This is a genomic window from Sphingomonas faeni (genome assembly GCF_024273235.1).
In the GTDB taxonomy this organism is placed as follows: domain Bacteria; phylum Pseudomonadota; class Alphaproteobacteria; order Sphingomonadales; family Sphingomonadaceae; genus Sphingomonas; species Sphingomonas faeni_A.
Map to the genome: position 1 here is coordinate 20,202 of NZ_JANBVH010000034.1, position 14,412 is coordinate 34,613.

A 14,412-nucleotide genomic window follows, 5' to 3' on the forward strand; every position below is an offset into this window, starting at 1 on the left:
GCCCCCTACACTGCCGCCGGGGGCGCAGCGGGGACCGGCAGCCATGCCAGGACCAACCGCAGCATGTCGTCGAACTCCGCCTCGGGCATACGCATGATACCGCCCTTGTCGGGCACCAGCCTGCTCACCGCGACCGTGGACATCTTGTCGCAGATCGCGAAGGCGGCCCGCCCGTCGATCGTGGTCTGCAGCGGGAACGCCCACTTGTTGCCCGGCTGCGCCTGCGTCGAACATGGGACCACTGTCACCGCACCATGCAGCGTGTTCCTGTACGATAGAACGATCACGGGGCGGCGCTTCCAGAACTCCGGAAGCTGCGCATCCTGCGGAAAGTCGCACCAGTAGAGCTGCCGGATCTTCGGCGCTCCGGTGAGGCGTGGCGCCACTTTAGGCGGTGCCTCTTGGATATGCGCGTTCATCAGGTCTCGTCCTTGACGAGGCGCAGCTTGGGGGCCCCACGCCGGTTCTGACGAACCTTGGCGATCTCGGTCTTCTCCTTGATCTCCTCCAGCTTCTCGTCGGCGAACGGCTTGGCCGCTTTAATCAGTCCATCGAGATGATAGATGTTGGTCCGGCTGCCGACCTCGGTCCGCCGTTCCTCGCGACGAATGTAGCCGGCCGCTTCCAGCGACGCGATATGCTTCTGGATCGTTCGCGGATGGACATTCATCGCTTTCGCCATCGTGTTCTTCGATGGGTAAGGCTTTCCTTCCGCCGTCCACCACTTGCTCGCAAGATATACGACGATGTTGAGATCAAGCGGCTCGAGCCCAAGCTGCCGCTGGTTCTCGATGATGACGCTCGGCAATGCGGTCCAACCCGCATCCATCAGCGGCTTGGTCCACTTCTTTTCATTCGTTCGCAGATCAGAGCTGCTATCAGTTTGCGTCTTGGCCGCCATGGAGCTAATCCTTTCTCCAGCGGATATGCTCCTCGCGCCACAAGCGTTCAAGTTTGAGGGGGAGCCCTTAGCGCCGCCCCGGCAGGGCCGAAGCGCCGCCCCCCGGCTAGCCCCCTACGGCTTGGGCGGGAGCCGCAGGGGGCCGACAAAGTATAGGACAAAGTATAGCCAGTCCCCATGTAGACCCCGCACAGTGCATATCCCGTGGCGTATCAACCGAGTAACCGAAGGGGGGCGGCGCAACGGCCTCCCCCTCCCCGTCTCAGGCAAACGCTTCGTCGGCGGGGTTGCCGTCACGACTCTCGACGATCAGCGCGACGGTATCCTCCCGGTCGCGCGGATTGAACACCCGACCGACCACGGTCCAAATCGATCGGTTTTGCGGATCGTGCCTGTCGAGGCCTTGAAGCACTCCAGGGTTCAGGATGATGTCGCCGATCGCGGGCACCTGGCCGGCGAACTGCGCGAGATCATATTCTTCCTGCCCGTCAAAAATTTTGCCCGCAGGATCACGATGCAGGATGCGAATGCTGGTCACGTGCTGAAAGCTCCATCTCGGCGCTGATGCCAAATCATTCTCTGCAGATCGTCTATATCGAGCGCGCTGCCAAGAGTGTGTCGGGCAGCGCGTGAGGACGCGCTTGAGGCGCGACGCTCGTCCGTTGGCGCCGGAGCCCTCCCCCGGAGGCCCACTGCGCGAGGGAACACCAAGGGCGGCTGCCCTTTCGTTCCCGAACGACAATCAGACCACCCGTGTAATCCGCCAAGCGCGGCACCCGACGCCCTATAGGCGTCGGCCGCGCTAGGGCGGCTCGCCCGCGCCAGTGGTCAGATTCTCGCCCTCCCTCCCCATCCCGTTCCTCGCCGGAAAGGCAGAGCCGGTTGCTGTTGCGACCGGCTTTCAGCCTCAAAGGAAAGGACAAAATCATGGGACGGATCACCGACAACCGAGCCGACGTCTATCAGGAAATCACCGATCAGATGATCGCCATGATTGAGGCTGGCACCCGGCCTTGGTCGAAATCGTGGAACGGGAGCACCGCGCCGAATATCCCGCTCCGCTTCACCGGGGTTCCCTATCGTGGCATCAACGTCCTGACCCTGTGGGTTGCGGCGATGACGAAGGGCTATGCCGCCCCCCATTGGCTGACCTTCAAGCAGGCCATCGCGCTCGGCGGATGCGTCCGCAAGGGCGAGAAAGGGTCCGTCGTCGTTTATGCTAACCGGATCGAACGGGTCGAGGAGAACAAGGCTGGCGAGGAGGTCAAGCGCGGTATTCCCTTCCTGAAACGCTATACGGTTTTCAACGCCGAGCAGATCGACGGCATCGAGGCGAAATACCCCGCTCCCGCGCCGATCATCACCGCCACCAACCCCGACGAGCGGGACGCCGAGCTGGATGCGCTTTTCGGTCGCGTGCCCGTCACCCTTCGCCACCACGGTTCGCAGCCCTATTATCAGCCGAGCGGCGATTACGTCACCATGCCCGAGTTTGCGGACTTCCACACCAGCGACGATTACTATTCGACCTTGGCGCACGAACTGACCCACGCGACCGGCCACGTCGATCGCCTTGCCCGTCCGTCGCTCATTTCGACCAAGCGCGAGGACTATGCCCGCGAGGAATTGGTTGCCGAGCTAGGGGCCGCGTTCATTAGCGGCGCGATCGGCATCAAGCTCCACGATCGCGAGGACCATGCTGCCTATCTGGCGAACTGGCTCCAAACCCTCCGCAGCGACAAGCGGGCGATCTTCGCCGCCGCGACGCAGGCGCAGGCCGCCGCCGATTGGCTTTTGAGCAGCATGGCGATCGAGACCGCCTCGCAGATGGAGGAGGCCGCATGACCTGATCGAGCGCGGCCGCAGTGCCGCGCTCCCATCACTTTCGAAGAATCGACCCAAGAGCAAGAATCTGACGAAGATCGAACTTAGCTGGCACGACGAGAATTAGGGTCCGTTTATGCCGTCGCCGCTTCCGTAATTATGCGGGCACGTTCGATTGGAGCGAACGCTTCCACACCGACTAGCCCGAAATCGCGCGCCGCTCACCCGCCGAGCGGGGGAACGGCGCAACTGTCACCAGTATTTCGAGATTGCGCGAAACTCCTCGACCGCGACCCTTGTCCCCTCCCCCTCTTCGGCGTGAACAAGGCAATGATCGATATGGTCGTTGATGAGCGCACGCTTGGCGCTGGCAATGGCGTTCTCGACCGCCTGTAGCTGCTGCGCAATATCGACGCAGGGCCGCTCGCCCTCGATCATGCCGACGATGCTGCGCAGATGCCCAGCGGCGCGGTTAAGACGTTTGATGATCGCCGGGTGACTGGTGTGAGCGTTGTGCGCCATACTCCTATGTAGGGTCTCACACCCGGTCCTGTCGAGTATCCCCCCAGGGGGATAGACTCTATCCCCCTGGGGGGATAAGAGGCGCCATGCTTAGCGTGCTTGCCAACCGGACATACCGGCACCTTTTCCTCGCGCAAATCATCGCGCTGGTCGGAACGGGTCTCGCGACCGTTGCGCTGGGTTTGCTTGCCTATGACATTGCAGGAGGCAGCGCCGGCGCTGTGCTCGGAACGGCACTCGCCATCAAAATGGTCGCCTATATCGGCGTCGCGCCGATCGCCGGGGCTTTCGCGAATCGTGTCCCACGCCGCGCGCTGCTGGTCGGCATGGACGTGATCCGAGCCGTCGCCGCGCTGTGTCTCCCGTTCGTCAGCCAGGTTTGGCAGGTCTATGTTCTGATCTTCGTGCTGCAATCGGCATCGGCCGCGTTCACGCCGACCTTCCAGGCCACCATCCCCGACGTGCTGCCCGAGGAGCGCGACTATACCCGCGCGCTTTCGCTTTCGCGGCTCGCCTACGACATGGAGAGCCTGACGAGCCCGATCCTTGCGGCAGGGCTGCTCACGCTGATGAGCTATCACTGGCTCTTCTCCGGGACCGCGATCGGGTTCGTGTCGTCGGCGCTGCTGGTCGTTTCGACCGTCCTTCCCAAGCCGGCCCCGGTCGAAAACGAAGGTGGCATCTACGACAAGACGACACGCGGCACGCGCATCTATCTCGCCACCCCGCGGCTGCGCGGGTTGCTCGCGCTGACACTTACAGCGGCTGCGGCGAGCGCGATGGTCATCGTCAACACCGTCGTCATCGTGCGCGGAATGGGGCTCGGCCAGCGCGACGTCGCGCTGACCCTCGCCGCATTCGGGGGCGGTTCGATCACCGCCGCCCTAACCCTGCCGCGCATCCTTGACCGCGTTGCGGACCGCACCGTCATGCTGGCCGCTGCGGCGGTGCTGACTCTCGCGCTTGCTGCGTTGGCGGCAATCACCGCGTCAATGACACCAGGAGCCGCCTACTGGCACGTCCTGCTCGCCGGATGGCTGGTCCTAGGTGTTGCCTATTCCGCGAGCGTGACACCTTCAGGGCGGTTGCTGCGGCGATCGGCCAATGCCGAGGACCGTCCTGCCCTCTTCGCCGCGCAATTCGCGCTCAGCCACGTCTGTTGGCTGGTTTGCTACCCGCTCGTCGGCCAGCTTGGCGCGCGCGTCAGCATGACGGCCGCGTTCGGAGCGATGGCCGTCGTCGCGGCGATCGGCACGCTCGTCGCGGTCTGGATATGGCCGGCAAGCGACCCCGATGCGGTCGCGCACGAGCATGGCGATTTGGCAGCTAATGATCCCCACCTTCACATTCACGCGCAGGGCGATCACCCCTACGTCATCGATCGTCGGCATCCGCAATGGCCTAAACGGTGAGATGCTTGCTCCACTCCGACACGCCGCCTAGGCTTGTGCCGATGGCGCAACGTCGTTCCCAATCTGCATTTTTCGGCGCCATCCTCGCCATGATTGCCATGTTCGGCCTTGCTACCCTTTCAGGCTGGCATAGCGCGACCGTCCATGACCACGATCCGCATCATGCCGCATCGATCGAGCATGACCACGACTACGGTCGATCCAAGATGGGCGACCTCGATGCGCCGCTTCATCTGCTCGCCCACGCAGCGGGCCAATGGGTCGCGCCGGCGGGACCGTTTGCCGCACCGATCGTATCTTTCATTGCCGGTAATGCCTGGCCTGTTGTCGACGCCATTCTGAGCGCCGGGATCGATCCTTCCGAGCTGCTAAGACCTCCGCAAGGGTAAGCCTCGCCGGCGCGAGCGCGCTGACAGGCCCACCCTCCCGGAGAATTAATGATTATGAACGGCTATCTTGGCCGGCAACGCGCGCTCGCGTTGGCCGGGACGCTTGCGGCGCTGTCGCCCGCAGGAACGGCGTGGGCGCAGACCGCGCCACCCTTTGCGCAGCTCTTGAACCAGACCCGCGACACCCCTCGCGTTACCGTGCTGGACGCCGACGTTGCGCGCGCGCGCGGCCTTGCAGAGCAAGCCCGCGCGCGTCCCAATCCATCGATCAACGTCTATATTGAGAACTTCGCGGGCGACCTTACCCGGAACGCTCGCAACCAAGGGCAGACGACCTTCCAAATCGATCAGCCGATTGAACTGGGCGGCAAGCGATCGGCGCGGATCGCAGCCGGCGAAGCCGGTGTCGTCGCGGCTCAGGCCCGCAACCGCGACGGGCGCCTCGCCTACGCGACCGAGCTTGCCCGCGCCTATGCGGGTGCAGAGATCGCCGATCGGCGCATTGCGCTCGCCGAGGACGAGGTTGAGGAAGCCACCGCCGACCTGAGGGTCGCGCGAGCGCTCGTCGGCGCAGGCAAGGAGGCGCGGCTACGCCAGGTGCAGGCCGAAACCGAGCTGAACTCGCTCCAAGCCGAGCTTGAAACCGCCCGCGCGCAGAAGACCGTCGCGCTCGCGCGCCTGTCGGCGCTGGCGGGCGTGGCGACGCCGTTCACCGGCGTCTCGGAATCGCTGCTCGATCGGCTGAATGCGCGGGCCGTCACCGGGCCGCTCGATCCGATGCAGGCGACGACGGTGCGCGTGGCGGAGGCCGAGCGCGAGGCCGCGGCAAGGGCGGTAACTGTGCAGCAGCGCCTCGCCATACCCAACGTCACTGCCCAGCTCGGTGTCCGCCAGCTTCGTGTGGCGAGCGGTCCCGCCGTCGTCGCCGGCGTCTCGGTGCCGCTCCCGATCTTTGATCGCAATCGCGGCAACGTCGCAGCGGCGCGTGCCGACCTTCAGGGTGCCGAAGCGCGGGCCGCAGCGGCTCGGCTCGATGCCGAAGCCGGCACGCGGGCCGCGCTTGCGCTTGTCGCAGCGGCTGACAACCGGGCCGTCGCTGCCGAACGATCGATGGCTACTGCCGAGGAGGGCTACCGGCTCGCGCGCATCGCCTACGAAGCGGGCAAGTCGCCCCTGATCGAGCTGCTCGCCGCCCGACACAATCTCGGCGTCGCGCGCGGCGCCATCCTCGATGCTGCTGTCGCCCGTCTCGATGCTCGCGCCACTCTCGCCCGCTTGTCGGGCCTCACCATCACCGGAGAACCGGTCCAATGACCGACAGGAATCGTCTCTACACGGGAGCCGCCGTCGGGCTGGTCGGCGCTGCCGCGCTCGGCTTCGGGGCTGCGCGCCTGACCCAATCACCGGCGCCAGCGCCAGCGCCTATCCAGGCGACCGCGCCGGCCAAGCCCGCCAACGCGGTCGCGATGACCCAACAGGCCGTTGCGACATCGCAGATCACCGTCGCGCCTGCTACGTCCGGCGAGCTGGACGCAGCGATCCTGGCATCAGCCACGGTCGACTCCACGCCCGATGCCGAGGCGGTGCTGACTGCCCGCGCGCCCGGCACCGTCACGCGCATCTTCTCGCGGATCGGCGATCCTGTCCGCGCCGGGCAGACGCTCGCCTTGGTCGAGAGCCGCGATGCTTCGCAGATCGCCGCCGATCGTTCGGCCGCATCGGCGCGGGTGACGCTCGCGTCGCGTCAGCTCGCGCGTGAGCGCACGCTGCTTGCCCAGGGCGTCAGCCCCCGCGCGGACTTTGAGTCTGCCCAGGCGAACCTTGCCGTGGCGCAGGCCGACGCGCGTCGCGCCAGCGCCGCGGCCGGTGCGGCGCGAGTGTCCGGTGACGGCCGCTCCGTCGCGGTCGTCAGCCCCATATCGGGGCGCGTGACGAACGCCGCAGCCAATCTTGGCCAGTTCGTAGCGGTCGAAACCGAACTGTTCCGCGTCGCCGATCCGCGCCGGCTCCAGATCACCGCAAGCGTGCCCCCCGCCGACGCCCCGCGCATCCGCACGGGCGACCGGGTGGAACTAACCACCAGCGACGGCCGCTCAATCGCGGGCCGCGTCCGCGCAAGCACCGGCGTCGTCGACCCGCAGTCGCGCACCGCGACCGTGGTCGTGACCCCGACCGCAGGGACCAGCACGCTATCCCCCGGCCAGCTTGTACAGGCGCGCATCCTCGCCAGTGGCGGGGCGACCAAGAGCGGGGTGATGATCCCACAGGACGCGGTGCAAACGCTTGGCGATCAAACTGTGGTGTTCGTTCGCACGCGCAGCGGCTTTAAGGCGCAGCCGATCCGCATCGGGAGTCGGTCGGGCGGCATGGTCGCCGTCGCTGACGGCCTCGCGGCCGGCACGCCGATTGCCACCATTAACGCCTTCCTGCTCAAGGCCGAACTCGAAAAGAACGAAGGAGGCGCAGAATGATCGAGCGCATCCTATCGACGTCGGTGCATCTGCGCTGGCTTGTCGCCTTCCTCACCCTCCTCGTTGTCGGCTTCGGGGCGTGGCAAATCACCAAGTTGCCAATCGACGCCGTGCCCGATGTCACCAACCGGCAGGTGCAGATTAGCACGTTCGCGCCGACGCTCGGCCCGGTCGACATTGAGAAGCAGGTGACGTTCCCGGTCGAGACCGCGCTTGCCGGCATCCCCGGCCTAGAGATGACGCGCTCCTTCTCGCGCAATGGCTTCGCCCAGGTGACGGCCGTCTTTACCGACGCGACCGACATCTATTTTGCGAGGGCGCAAGTCACCGAACGGCTCGCCCAAGCTAAGGACAGCCTGCCCGCCGGCGTGCAGCCCAACCTTGCCCCGCTCAGCACTGGCCTTGGCGAGATCTTTTTCTATTCGATCGCCTTCCGCCATTCCGACGGCAAGGGCGTGAAAGCCGTCGACGGGAAACCCGGCTGGCAATCGGACGGCAGCTATCTCACTCCCGAGGGCGAGCGCCTTACTACCGAACTTGCCAAGGCCGCCTATCTGCGCACCGTGCAGGACTGGATCATCCGGCCACAAATGCGGACCGTGAAAGGCGTCGCCGGCGTCGATTCCAATGGCGGCTACGTCAAACAATATCTGATCGAACCAAACCTCAATGCGCTCGCCTCCTATGGTCTTTCGATCACCGAGCTGGCGGACGCAATGGAGCGGGCAAACCTGTCCGCCGGGTCGAACTATGTCCGTCGCGCCGGCGAGAGCTTCCTTGTTCGTGCCGACGCTCGCCTGAAATCGATCGAGGATATTCAGGAGGCCGTCGTCGCCACGCGCAACGGCGTCCCCGTTCGCGTGAAGGACGTGGGCCAGGTCGTGATCGGAGGCGCGGTGCGCACCGGCTCCGGCAGTCGCATGGGATCGGAGGCGGTTATCTCGACCGTGCTGATGCTCGTCGGCGACAACAGCCGCATCGTCGCGACCAGCGTCGCCACAAAGCTCACCGAGATCAACAAGGCGCTGCCACCCGACGTTTTCGCCGAGGCGGTCTATAACCGCTCTAAGCTCGTCAACGCGACCATCGCGACCGTCGAGAAGAACCTTATCGAAGGTGCGCTTCTCGTCATCGTCGTGCTGTTCCTGTTGCTCGGCAACGTGCGCGCTGCGCTGATTACCGCTGCGGTGATCCCCATCACCATGCTGATGACGGCAAGCGGCATGAACGCGCTTGGGGTGTCGGGCAATCTGATGAGCCTTGGCGCGCTCGACTTCGGCCTAATCGTCGACGGGGCGGTCATCATCGTCGAGAATGCGCTACGCCACCTCGCCGAGCGCCAGCACCGCGAAGGCCGGTTACTCACCTTGTCGGAACGACTAGAGGTGACGATCGCATCGGCCAAGGAAATGATCCGGCCGACCGTCTTCGGCCAGCTCATCATCTTCCTCGTCTTCGTGCCGCTGCTTACCTTCCAAGGCGTCGAAGGCAAGACCTTCGCGCCGATGGCGACCACACTGATGCTTGCGCTCGCTTCCGCGTTCGTCCTGTCGCTTACCTTCGTGCCGGCGATGATCGCGATCATCATCAAGGGCCGCGTCAGCGAGACGGAGGTGCGGCCGCTCCGCTGGTTCAAGGCGAAATATGCCCCGGCGCTTGGATTTGCGATCCGTCGACCCCTGCCCTTCATCATAGGCGGCATCGGCGTTTTCGTCGCTGCGGTGTTGTGCTTCGGGCTGCTCGGCGAGGAATTCATGCCGCAGCTCGACGAGAAAGACATCACCGTTACCAACTTTCGCGTTCCCTCCGCGTCGATCGACCAATCAACGCAGATGCAGCTCCAGATCGAGAATGCGTTAAAGACGCTGCCGGAGGTGGCGCTGGTCTTCTCCAAGAACGGCAACGCCGACCTTGGCACCGATCCGATGCCGCCCAATGCGTCCGACACCTATGTCATCCCCAAACCCGAGAGCGAATGGCCGTCCGACGTGCACAGCAAGGCGGACATCCTGCGCCGCATCGAGGAGCGCATGAAACCGCTGATCGGCAACCGGACGGAGATCCAACAGCCGATCCAAATGCGATTCAACGAGCTGATCGCCGGCGTCCGGTCCGACGTTGCGATCAAGCTCTACGGCGACGACCTCGACCAGATGACCGAACAGGCCCGGCGGATCGCCGCGGCCGTCCGCACCATCCCGGGTGCTGGCGACGTGAGCGCCGAGCAGACCGATGGGGCGCCGACCTTCGACGTGAAGATCGATCGCCAGGCGGTCGCTCGCTACGGCCTCACTGTCGAGGAGGTTGCGAACACCGTCGCCGCTGCGCTTGGCGGGCGCGAGGCAGGCTTGCTGTTCGAGGGCGATCGGCGCTTTTCGGTCGTGGTCCGGCTCCCCGACGCGCAGCGCGATGACGTCGATACGCTTGGCTCGATTCCCGTCATGCTGCCCGCTGCCGAGGGTCAGGTCGCACGTTCGATCCCGCTTCGCGAGGTCGCGCGGTTCAGCTACACCGAGGGGCTGAACCAGATCAGCCGCGAGAACGGCAAGCGCATGGTGATCGTCCAGGTCAACGTGCGGGGCCGCGACCTTGGCGGATTCGTCGAGGAAGCCCAGGCGAAGATCGGGCAGATGCAGCTCCCCGCCGGCATGTATACCGAATGGGGCGGCACCTTCGAGAGCCTGCAATCGGCCCGGCTGCGGCTGATGATCGTGGTGCCAATCTGCTTTCTCGCGATCTACGCCTTGCTCTACATGGCGCTTGGCGGCTTCATCCCCGCGGCGATCGTGTTCTCGGCGGTGCCGATGGCGCTCGCGGGCGGGGTGTTTGCCCTGCTGCTCCGCGGCATACCGTTTTCGATTACCGCTGCGGTCGGTTTCATCGCGCTGTCCGGCGTGGCGGTCCTCAACGGACTCGTGATGATGGGCGCGATCCGCAAGCACCGCGAGGAGGGCGAGGACGAGGATCAGGCCATCGCCGACGGGGCAATGGAACGGGTGCGGCCGGTGTTGATGACCGCGCTGGTGGCCTCGCTCGGTTTCGTGCCGATGGCGCTCGCCACGGGCACCGGCGCCGAGGTGCAGCGACCCTTGGCGACGGTCGTCATCGGGGGACTTATCACGTCGACGGCGCTGACCCTGTTGGTGCTGCCGGCGATCACTGCTTGGACGGCGCGCCTGATGGCGCGCCGTCAGGCGAAGCGCCCGGCAGTCATAGCTGACACCGTTCCGGCAGTAGGGCGCTGATGGCGTCCGACTACCGGCGCGACCAAGCCGAGGATCAGCGAATTTATCCCTCCATGCTGCGGATGATCGGGCAATCGGGGCGATCGTCGCCGTGGCAGCGGTCCACCAGGTCAACCAACGTCGATCGCATGGCTTCCAGAGCGCGAACCTTGCGGCCAAGCTCGGCAGCGCGGGATTCGGCTAACGCTTTTACTTCCGCGCTCGACCGATCGCGATCCGACCACAGCCCCAGCAGTGTGCGGATCTCCTCGATCGGAAACCCCAGGTCGCGCGCGTTGGCGATAAATCGCAGCCGATGGACGTCGACGTCGCCATAGTCCCGGTAGCTCCCGCGCCGTGGCGGCGCGGGGACGAGGCCGATCTTCTCGTAGTGGCGGATCATGCGTTGGGAGACGCCGCTGGCGTCCGACGCCGCCCCTATATTCACAGCTTCACCGCGTTCAACCGTAGTGCATTGAGGACGACGGTGAAGGACGAGAGCGCCATCGCCGCACCCGCCAGCATCGGCGATAGTAGGATGCCCGCGACGGGGTAGAGCACGCCGGCCGCGACCGGCACGCCAATCCCGTTGAACAGGAATGAGAAGAACAGGTTTTGGCGGATATTCCGCATCGTCGCGCGAGCGAGCTTGCGTGCCCGCACGATCGCCGAGAGATCGCCGCGGGTGAGCGTCATGCCGGCGCTTTCGATCGCCACATCCGTTCCCGTTCCCATCGCCAGGCCGACATCCGCAGCGGCGAGCGCCGGCGCGTCGTTGATGCCGTCGCCAGCCATCGCGACCTTGGCGCCGCTCGCCTTCAGCTCGCCGATGATACGCGCCTTGTCTTCCGGCAGCAGATCGGCGCGCACGTCATCGAGACCGCCCACGGCGCGCGCGACCGCATCGGCCGTCCCACGATTGTCGCCCGTGAGCATCACGACGCGCAGACCCTCTTTGCGAAGCGCGGCGATAGCGTCGTGCGCCGAGGCTCGCACTGGATCGGCGACCCCAAGCAGGCCGGCGAGCGCACCGTCGATCGCGACCAGGATGACGCCCGCCCCTTCACCACGATAACGATCGGCCGCGGCATCGAGCGGCTTGGGGTCAGCGCCGATCCGGCTGATTTGCGCCGCGTTGCCGATCACGACCGAACGGCCGTTTACCGTGGCGCTGACCCCCAGGCCGGTTTGCGAGGCAAAGTCCGCGACCGTGCCGAGTTGGAGCCCACGTTCCTTCGCGGCGACGACGATCGCATGGGCGAGCGGGTGCTCGGATTGCCCTTCGACGGCCGCGGCGAGCGCGAGCATGTCATTTTCCTCGACCGCGCCGACCGTCTCGACCGCGATCAGCTTAGGCTTGCCTTCCGTGAGCGTGCCGGTCTTGTCGATCACCAGCGTATCGACCTTCTCCAGCCCTTGCAGCGCTTCCGCGTTCTTGACCAGCACACCGGCAGTCGCGCCGCGCCCGGTGCCGACCATGATCGACATTGGCGTAGCAAGCCCAAGCGCGCACGGGCAGGCAATCACCAGCACCGCGATGGCATTCAGGATAGCATGGCCCATGCGCGGCTCAGGGCCGACCAGCGACCAAGTGATGAACGTCGCAATCGAGATCAGCACGACGAGCGGCACGAACCAGCCTGACACCCGATCGGCGACCGCTTGTATCGGGGCGCGGCTGCGTTGCGCTTCCGCGACCATGCGGACGATGCGCGCGAGCATCGTGTCCGAACCGACCGCGCGGGCCTCCATGACCAGGCTGCCGGTGCCATTGACGGTGCCGCCGGTGACGGCCGCCTCGACTTCCTTGAGGACCGGCGCGGGTTCGCCGGTAAGCATGGATTCATCGACCGAAGAGCGACCCTCGACCACAACGCCGTCAACCGGGATCGCCTCGCCGGGACGGACCCGCAGCCGATCGCCGGTCGCCACGTCGGCAAGCCCGACTTCCTCCTCAGAGCCGTCAGGGCGCAGCCGGCGCGCCGTTTTGGGGGCGAGGTCCATGAGCGCGCGGATCGCGCGCCCTGTCGCCGCCCTGGCGCGCAGTTCGAGCACTTGCCCGAGCAGCACTAGCGTCACCACGACGCCGGCAGCCTCGTAATAGACCGGGACCATGCCCCCGTGCATCCGGAACGTCGCGGGGAAAATGCCCGGCGCGAGCGTCGCGACCACGCTGTAGAGGAACGCCGCGCCGACGCCGATCGCGATCAGCGTAAACATATTGAGGTGCCGGGTGCGGATCGAGGTCCACCCCCGCTCGAAAAACGGCCAGCCGGCCCACAGCACGATCGGCGCGGTGAGCGCGAGCTGGACCCACGGCGAGACCGCAGGACCGACCACATGCCAGCCCGTCATTTCAGCGAACATGGAGACGATCAGCAGCGGGATCGTGAGTGCGCCCGCTACCCACAGCCGGCGCGTGAAATCGACCAGCTCGGGGTTGGGCGCGTCGTCGAGCGAGGGTTCTTCGGGCTCTAGCGCCATGCCGCAGATCGGGCACGTCCCCGGCCCTTCCTGGCGGACTTGCGGGTGCATCGGGCACGTCCATATCGCCCCCGGCGTCGCCATCGGCTCGGGCTTCGGCTTGTCGCCGAGATAGGCGTCAGGATTGGCGACGAACTTGGTCCGGCACCCGGCGCTGCAAAAATGATATTCATGGCCGGCGTGCGCGGCATGGTGCGCCGTTGTTGCCGGATCGACCGTCATTCCGCACACCGGGTCCGTCACCTTGGCCGCGTTGTCGGGCACCTTATTTCCCGAACAGCAGCCACTCGTTTTGCCCGGTTGTTCGGCTGCCACTGGCGCAGTCGACGCCCCTGAACAGCATGACGACGGCAGAGCAGCCGGTTCGGCTGATTGCTTCGTTGAGCAGCCGCAACCCCCGGCCTGGGAATGAGAATGAGGATCGTTCATGGCGCAATTCCTTCGACCCGAAGGCATGTAGGGTCTGACATCGTGTCAAGGTCAACCCCCGCCCCTTCTCACTTAGTGTTACGCGCCCGCGACCTGTTCCCCTCGACGGTCGCTGCATCGAGAACGGGTTTCAGCCCGCTCTCGATGATACCGGCCATGTGCCTCATTTTAAGGCACGATGCCTTTAACGAACGGGTCGCTCGAGTTCGACAATATCATGCAATTTCACGCCGCCAGTGAGCGGCGATGCAGTCGCAAAATGGTCGTTCAAGGTAGAATCAATGCGGACTGTGCCGATTTCGGTCCGCGTAAAGCTCGCGCCGCTACGCGGGCCGGGCCGCGACACATTGCGATAGACTTTGAGAACCTGACCGGCTTCGGCGCCGTCTGCCCGCCCGATGCACACGACAAGATTCTTGCCCGAGACATCCACCACGCTTCCGCGCATGAAAAAGGTATGGCCGATGCCGGGCGCGGCGATGGCCGGCTGCACTGCGCCCATCAGGGGCGCGGCGAGAAATGCGGCTGCAATCAAAAAGCGGCGTGCGGTCATGAAGAATTCCTTGGATGTGCGGGATCGCCTTGCAAGATTCTCGGTCCTTTGGACCGGCGACCGGACACGATAAAGGGTCGGAAACTACGCAGGCCGAGAATTTTTGCCTGCCGCCTTGCAGCGACGGTCGATCGCTACCCGTTCAAGTTGACGCGATGGCCTGGGCAAGCTCTGCAATTCGGGATCACTGCGGTATGTAAATC

General features: G+C 65.3%; 13 protein-coding genes. 6 read left to right on the forward strand and 7 right to left on the reverse strand.

Annotated features, from left to right (window positions below):
* Positions 1-5: 5 nt before the first annotated feature.
* From NLI89_RS16460 to NLI89_RS16470, 3 genes are all read right to left on the reverse strand, one after another.
* Complete coding sequence (locus NLI89_RS16460) at positions 6-419, reverse strand: type II toxin-antitoxin system PemK/MazF family toxin (RefSeq protein WP_254688021.1); 414 nt, start codon at positions 417-419, stop codon at positions 6-8.
* Positions 419-901, reverse strand: a complete 483-nt coding sequence (locus tag NLI89_RS16465; protein ID WP_254688022.1) for a helix-turn-helix domain-containing protein — start codon at positions 899-901, stop codon at positions 419-421. Before NLI89_RS16465 ends, NLI89_RS16460 begins: the two co-directional genes overlap by 1 nt.
* Before the next feature lie 262 nt (positions 902-1,163).
* On the reverse strand, positions 1,164-1,439 hold the full coding sequence (locus tag NLI89_RS16470) for a hypothetical protein (protein WP_254688023.1): 276 nt from the start codon (positions 1,437-1,439) through the stop codon (positions 1,164-1,166).
* 389 nt (positions 1,440-1,828) lie between these two features.
* Between NLI89_RS16470 and NLI89_RS16475 the strand changes: the two genes are divergently transcribed.
* Complete coding sequence (locus tag NLI89_RS16475) at positions 1,829-2,746, forward strand: ArdC family protein (RefSeq protein ID WP_254688024.1); 918 nt, start codon at positions 1,829-1,831, stop codon at positions 2,744-2,746.
* 231 nt (positions 2,747-2,977) lie between these two features.
* On the opposite strand, the gene NLI89_RS16480 is transcribed toward NLI89_RS16475, so the two are convergent.
* A complete protein-coding gene (locus NLI89_RS16480; protein WP_254688025.1) occupies positions 2,978-3,247 on the reverse strand; it encodes a metal-sensing transcriptional repressor in 270 nt (89 codons plus the stop codon).
* An 86-nt stretch (positions 3,248-3,333) separates the two neighbouring features.
* On the opposite strand from NLI89_RS16480, the gene NLI89_RS16485 reads away from it, so the two are divergent.
* Genes NLI89_RS16485 through NLI89_RS16505 form a run of 5 tightly spaced genes read left to right on the forward strand, consistent with a single transcriptional unit; the run spans position 3,334 to position 10,764 of the window.
* On the forward strand, positions 3,334-4,659 hold the full coding sequence (locus NLI89_RS16485) for an MFS transporter (RefSeq protein ID WP_254688026.1): 1,326 nt from the start codon (positions 3,334-3,336) through the stop codon (positions 4,657-4,659).
* 41 nt (positions 4,660-4,700) lie between these two features.
* Positions 4,701-5,048 carry a hypothetical protein gene (locus NLI89_RS16490; protein WP_254688027.1) on the forward strand — a complete coding sequence of 116 codons (348 nt, stop codon included), beginning with the start codon at positions 4,701-4,703 and terminating at the stop codon, positions 5,046-5,048.
* Positions 5,049-5,102: 54 nt separating this feature from the next.
* Positions 5,103-6,362 (forward strand): TolC family protein, encoded by a 1,260-nt coding sequence (locus NLI89_RS16495; RefSeq protein WP_254688028.1) that lies wholly within the window; start codon positions 5,103-5,105, stop codon positions 6,360-6,362.
* Complete coding sequence (locus NLI89_RS16500) at positions 6,359-7,519, forward strand: efflux RND transporter periplasmic adaptor subunit (protein WP_254688029.1); 1,161 nt, start codon at positions 6,359-6,361, stop codon at positions 7,517-7,519. The genes NLI89_RS16495 and NLI89_RS16500 overlap by 4 nt, the downstream gene beginning before the upstream one ends.
* A complete protein-coding gene (locus NLI89_RS16505; RefSeq protein ID WP_254688030.1) occupies positions 7,516-10,764 on the forward strand; it encodes an efflux RND transporter permease subunit in 3,249 nt (1,082 codons plus the stop codon). Before NLI89_RS16500 ends, NLI89_RS16505 begins: the two co-directional genes overlap by 4 nt.
* A gap of 43 nt (positions 10,765-10,807) precedes the next feature.
* On the opposite strand, the gene cueR is transcribed toward NLI89_RS16505, so the two are convergent.
* The 3 genes from cueR to NLI89_RS16520 all read right to left on the reverse strand — a co-directional run bounded on the left by cueR (position 10,808) and on the right by NLI89_RS16520 (position 14,209).
* Positions 10,808-11,191 carry a Cu(I)-responsive transcriptional regulator gene (cueR, locus tag NLI89_RS16510; protein ID WP_254688031.1) on the reverse strand — a complete coding sequence of 128 codons (384 nt, stop codon included), beginning with the start codon at positions 11,189-11,191 and terminating at the stop codon, positions 10,808-10,810.
* Complete coding sequence (locus NLI89_RS16515; protein ID WP_368077292.1) at positions 11,188-13,491, reverse strand: heavy metal translocating P-type ATPase; 2,304 nt, start codon at positions 13,489-13,491, stop codon at positions 11,188-11,190. Before NLI89_RS16515 ends, cueR begins: the two co-directional genes overlap by 4 nt.
* Positions 13,492-13,840: 349 nt before the next feature.
* Positions 13,841-14,209 (reverse strand): hypothetical protein, encoded by a 369-nt coding sequence (locus tag NLI89_RS16520; RefSeq protein ID WP_183937209.1) that lies wholly within the window; start codon positions 14,207-14,209, stop codon positions 13,841-13,843.
* Positions 14,210-14,412: the final 203 nt, after the last annotated feature.

Excerpts from the sequence above, each read along its gene's own strand:
- NLI89_RS16460 (WP_254688021.1), bottom strand. The coding sequence starts at position 419 with ATGAACGCGCATATCCAAGAGGCACCGCCTAAAGTGGCGCCACGCCTC.
- NLI89_RS16465 (WP_254688022.1), bottom strand. The coding sequence starts at position 901 with ATGGCGGCCAAGACGCAAACTGATAGCAGCTCTGATCTGCGAACGAAT.
- NLI89_RS16475 (WP_254688024.1), top strand. The coding sequence starts at position 1,829 with ATGGGACGGATCACCGACAACCGAGCCGACGTCTATCAGGAAATCACC.
- NLI89_RS16480 (WP_254688025.1), bottom strand. The coding sequence starts at position 3,247 with ATGGCGCACAACGCTCACACCAGTCACCCGGCGATCATCAAACGTCTT.
- NLI89_RS16485 (WP_254688026.1), top strand. The coding sequence starts at position 3,334 with ATGCTTAGCGTGCTTGCCAACCGGACATACCGGCACCTTTTCCTCGCG.
- NLI89_RS16490 (WP_254688027.1), top strand. The coding sequence starts at position 4,701 with ATGGCGCAACGTCGTTCCCAATCTGCATTTTTCGGCGCCATCCTCGCC.
- NLI89_RS16495 (WP_254688028.1), top strand. The coding sequence starts at position 5,103 with ATGAACGGCTATCTTGGCCGGCAACGCGCGCTCGCGTTGGCCGGGACG.
- NLI89_RS16500 (WP_254688029.1), top strand. The coding sequence starts at position 6,359 with ATGACCGACAGGAATCGTCTCTACACGGGAGCCGCCGTCGGGCTGGTC.
- NLI89_RS16505 (WP_254688030.1), top strand. The coding sequence starts at position 7,516 with ATGATCGAGCGCATCCTATCGACGTCGGTGCATCTGCGCTGGCTTGTC.
- NLI89_RS16520 (WP_183937209.1), bottom strand. The coding sequence starts at position 14,209 with ATGACCGCACGCCGCTTTTTGATTGCAGCCGCATTTCTCGCCGCGCCC.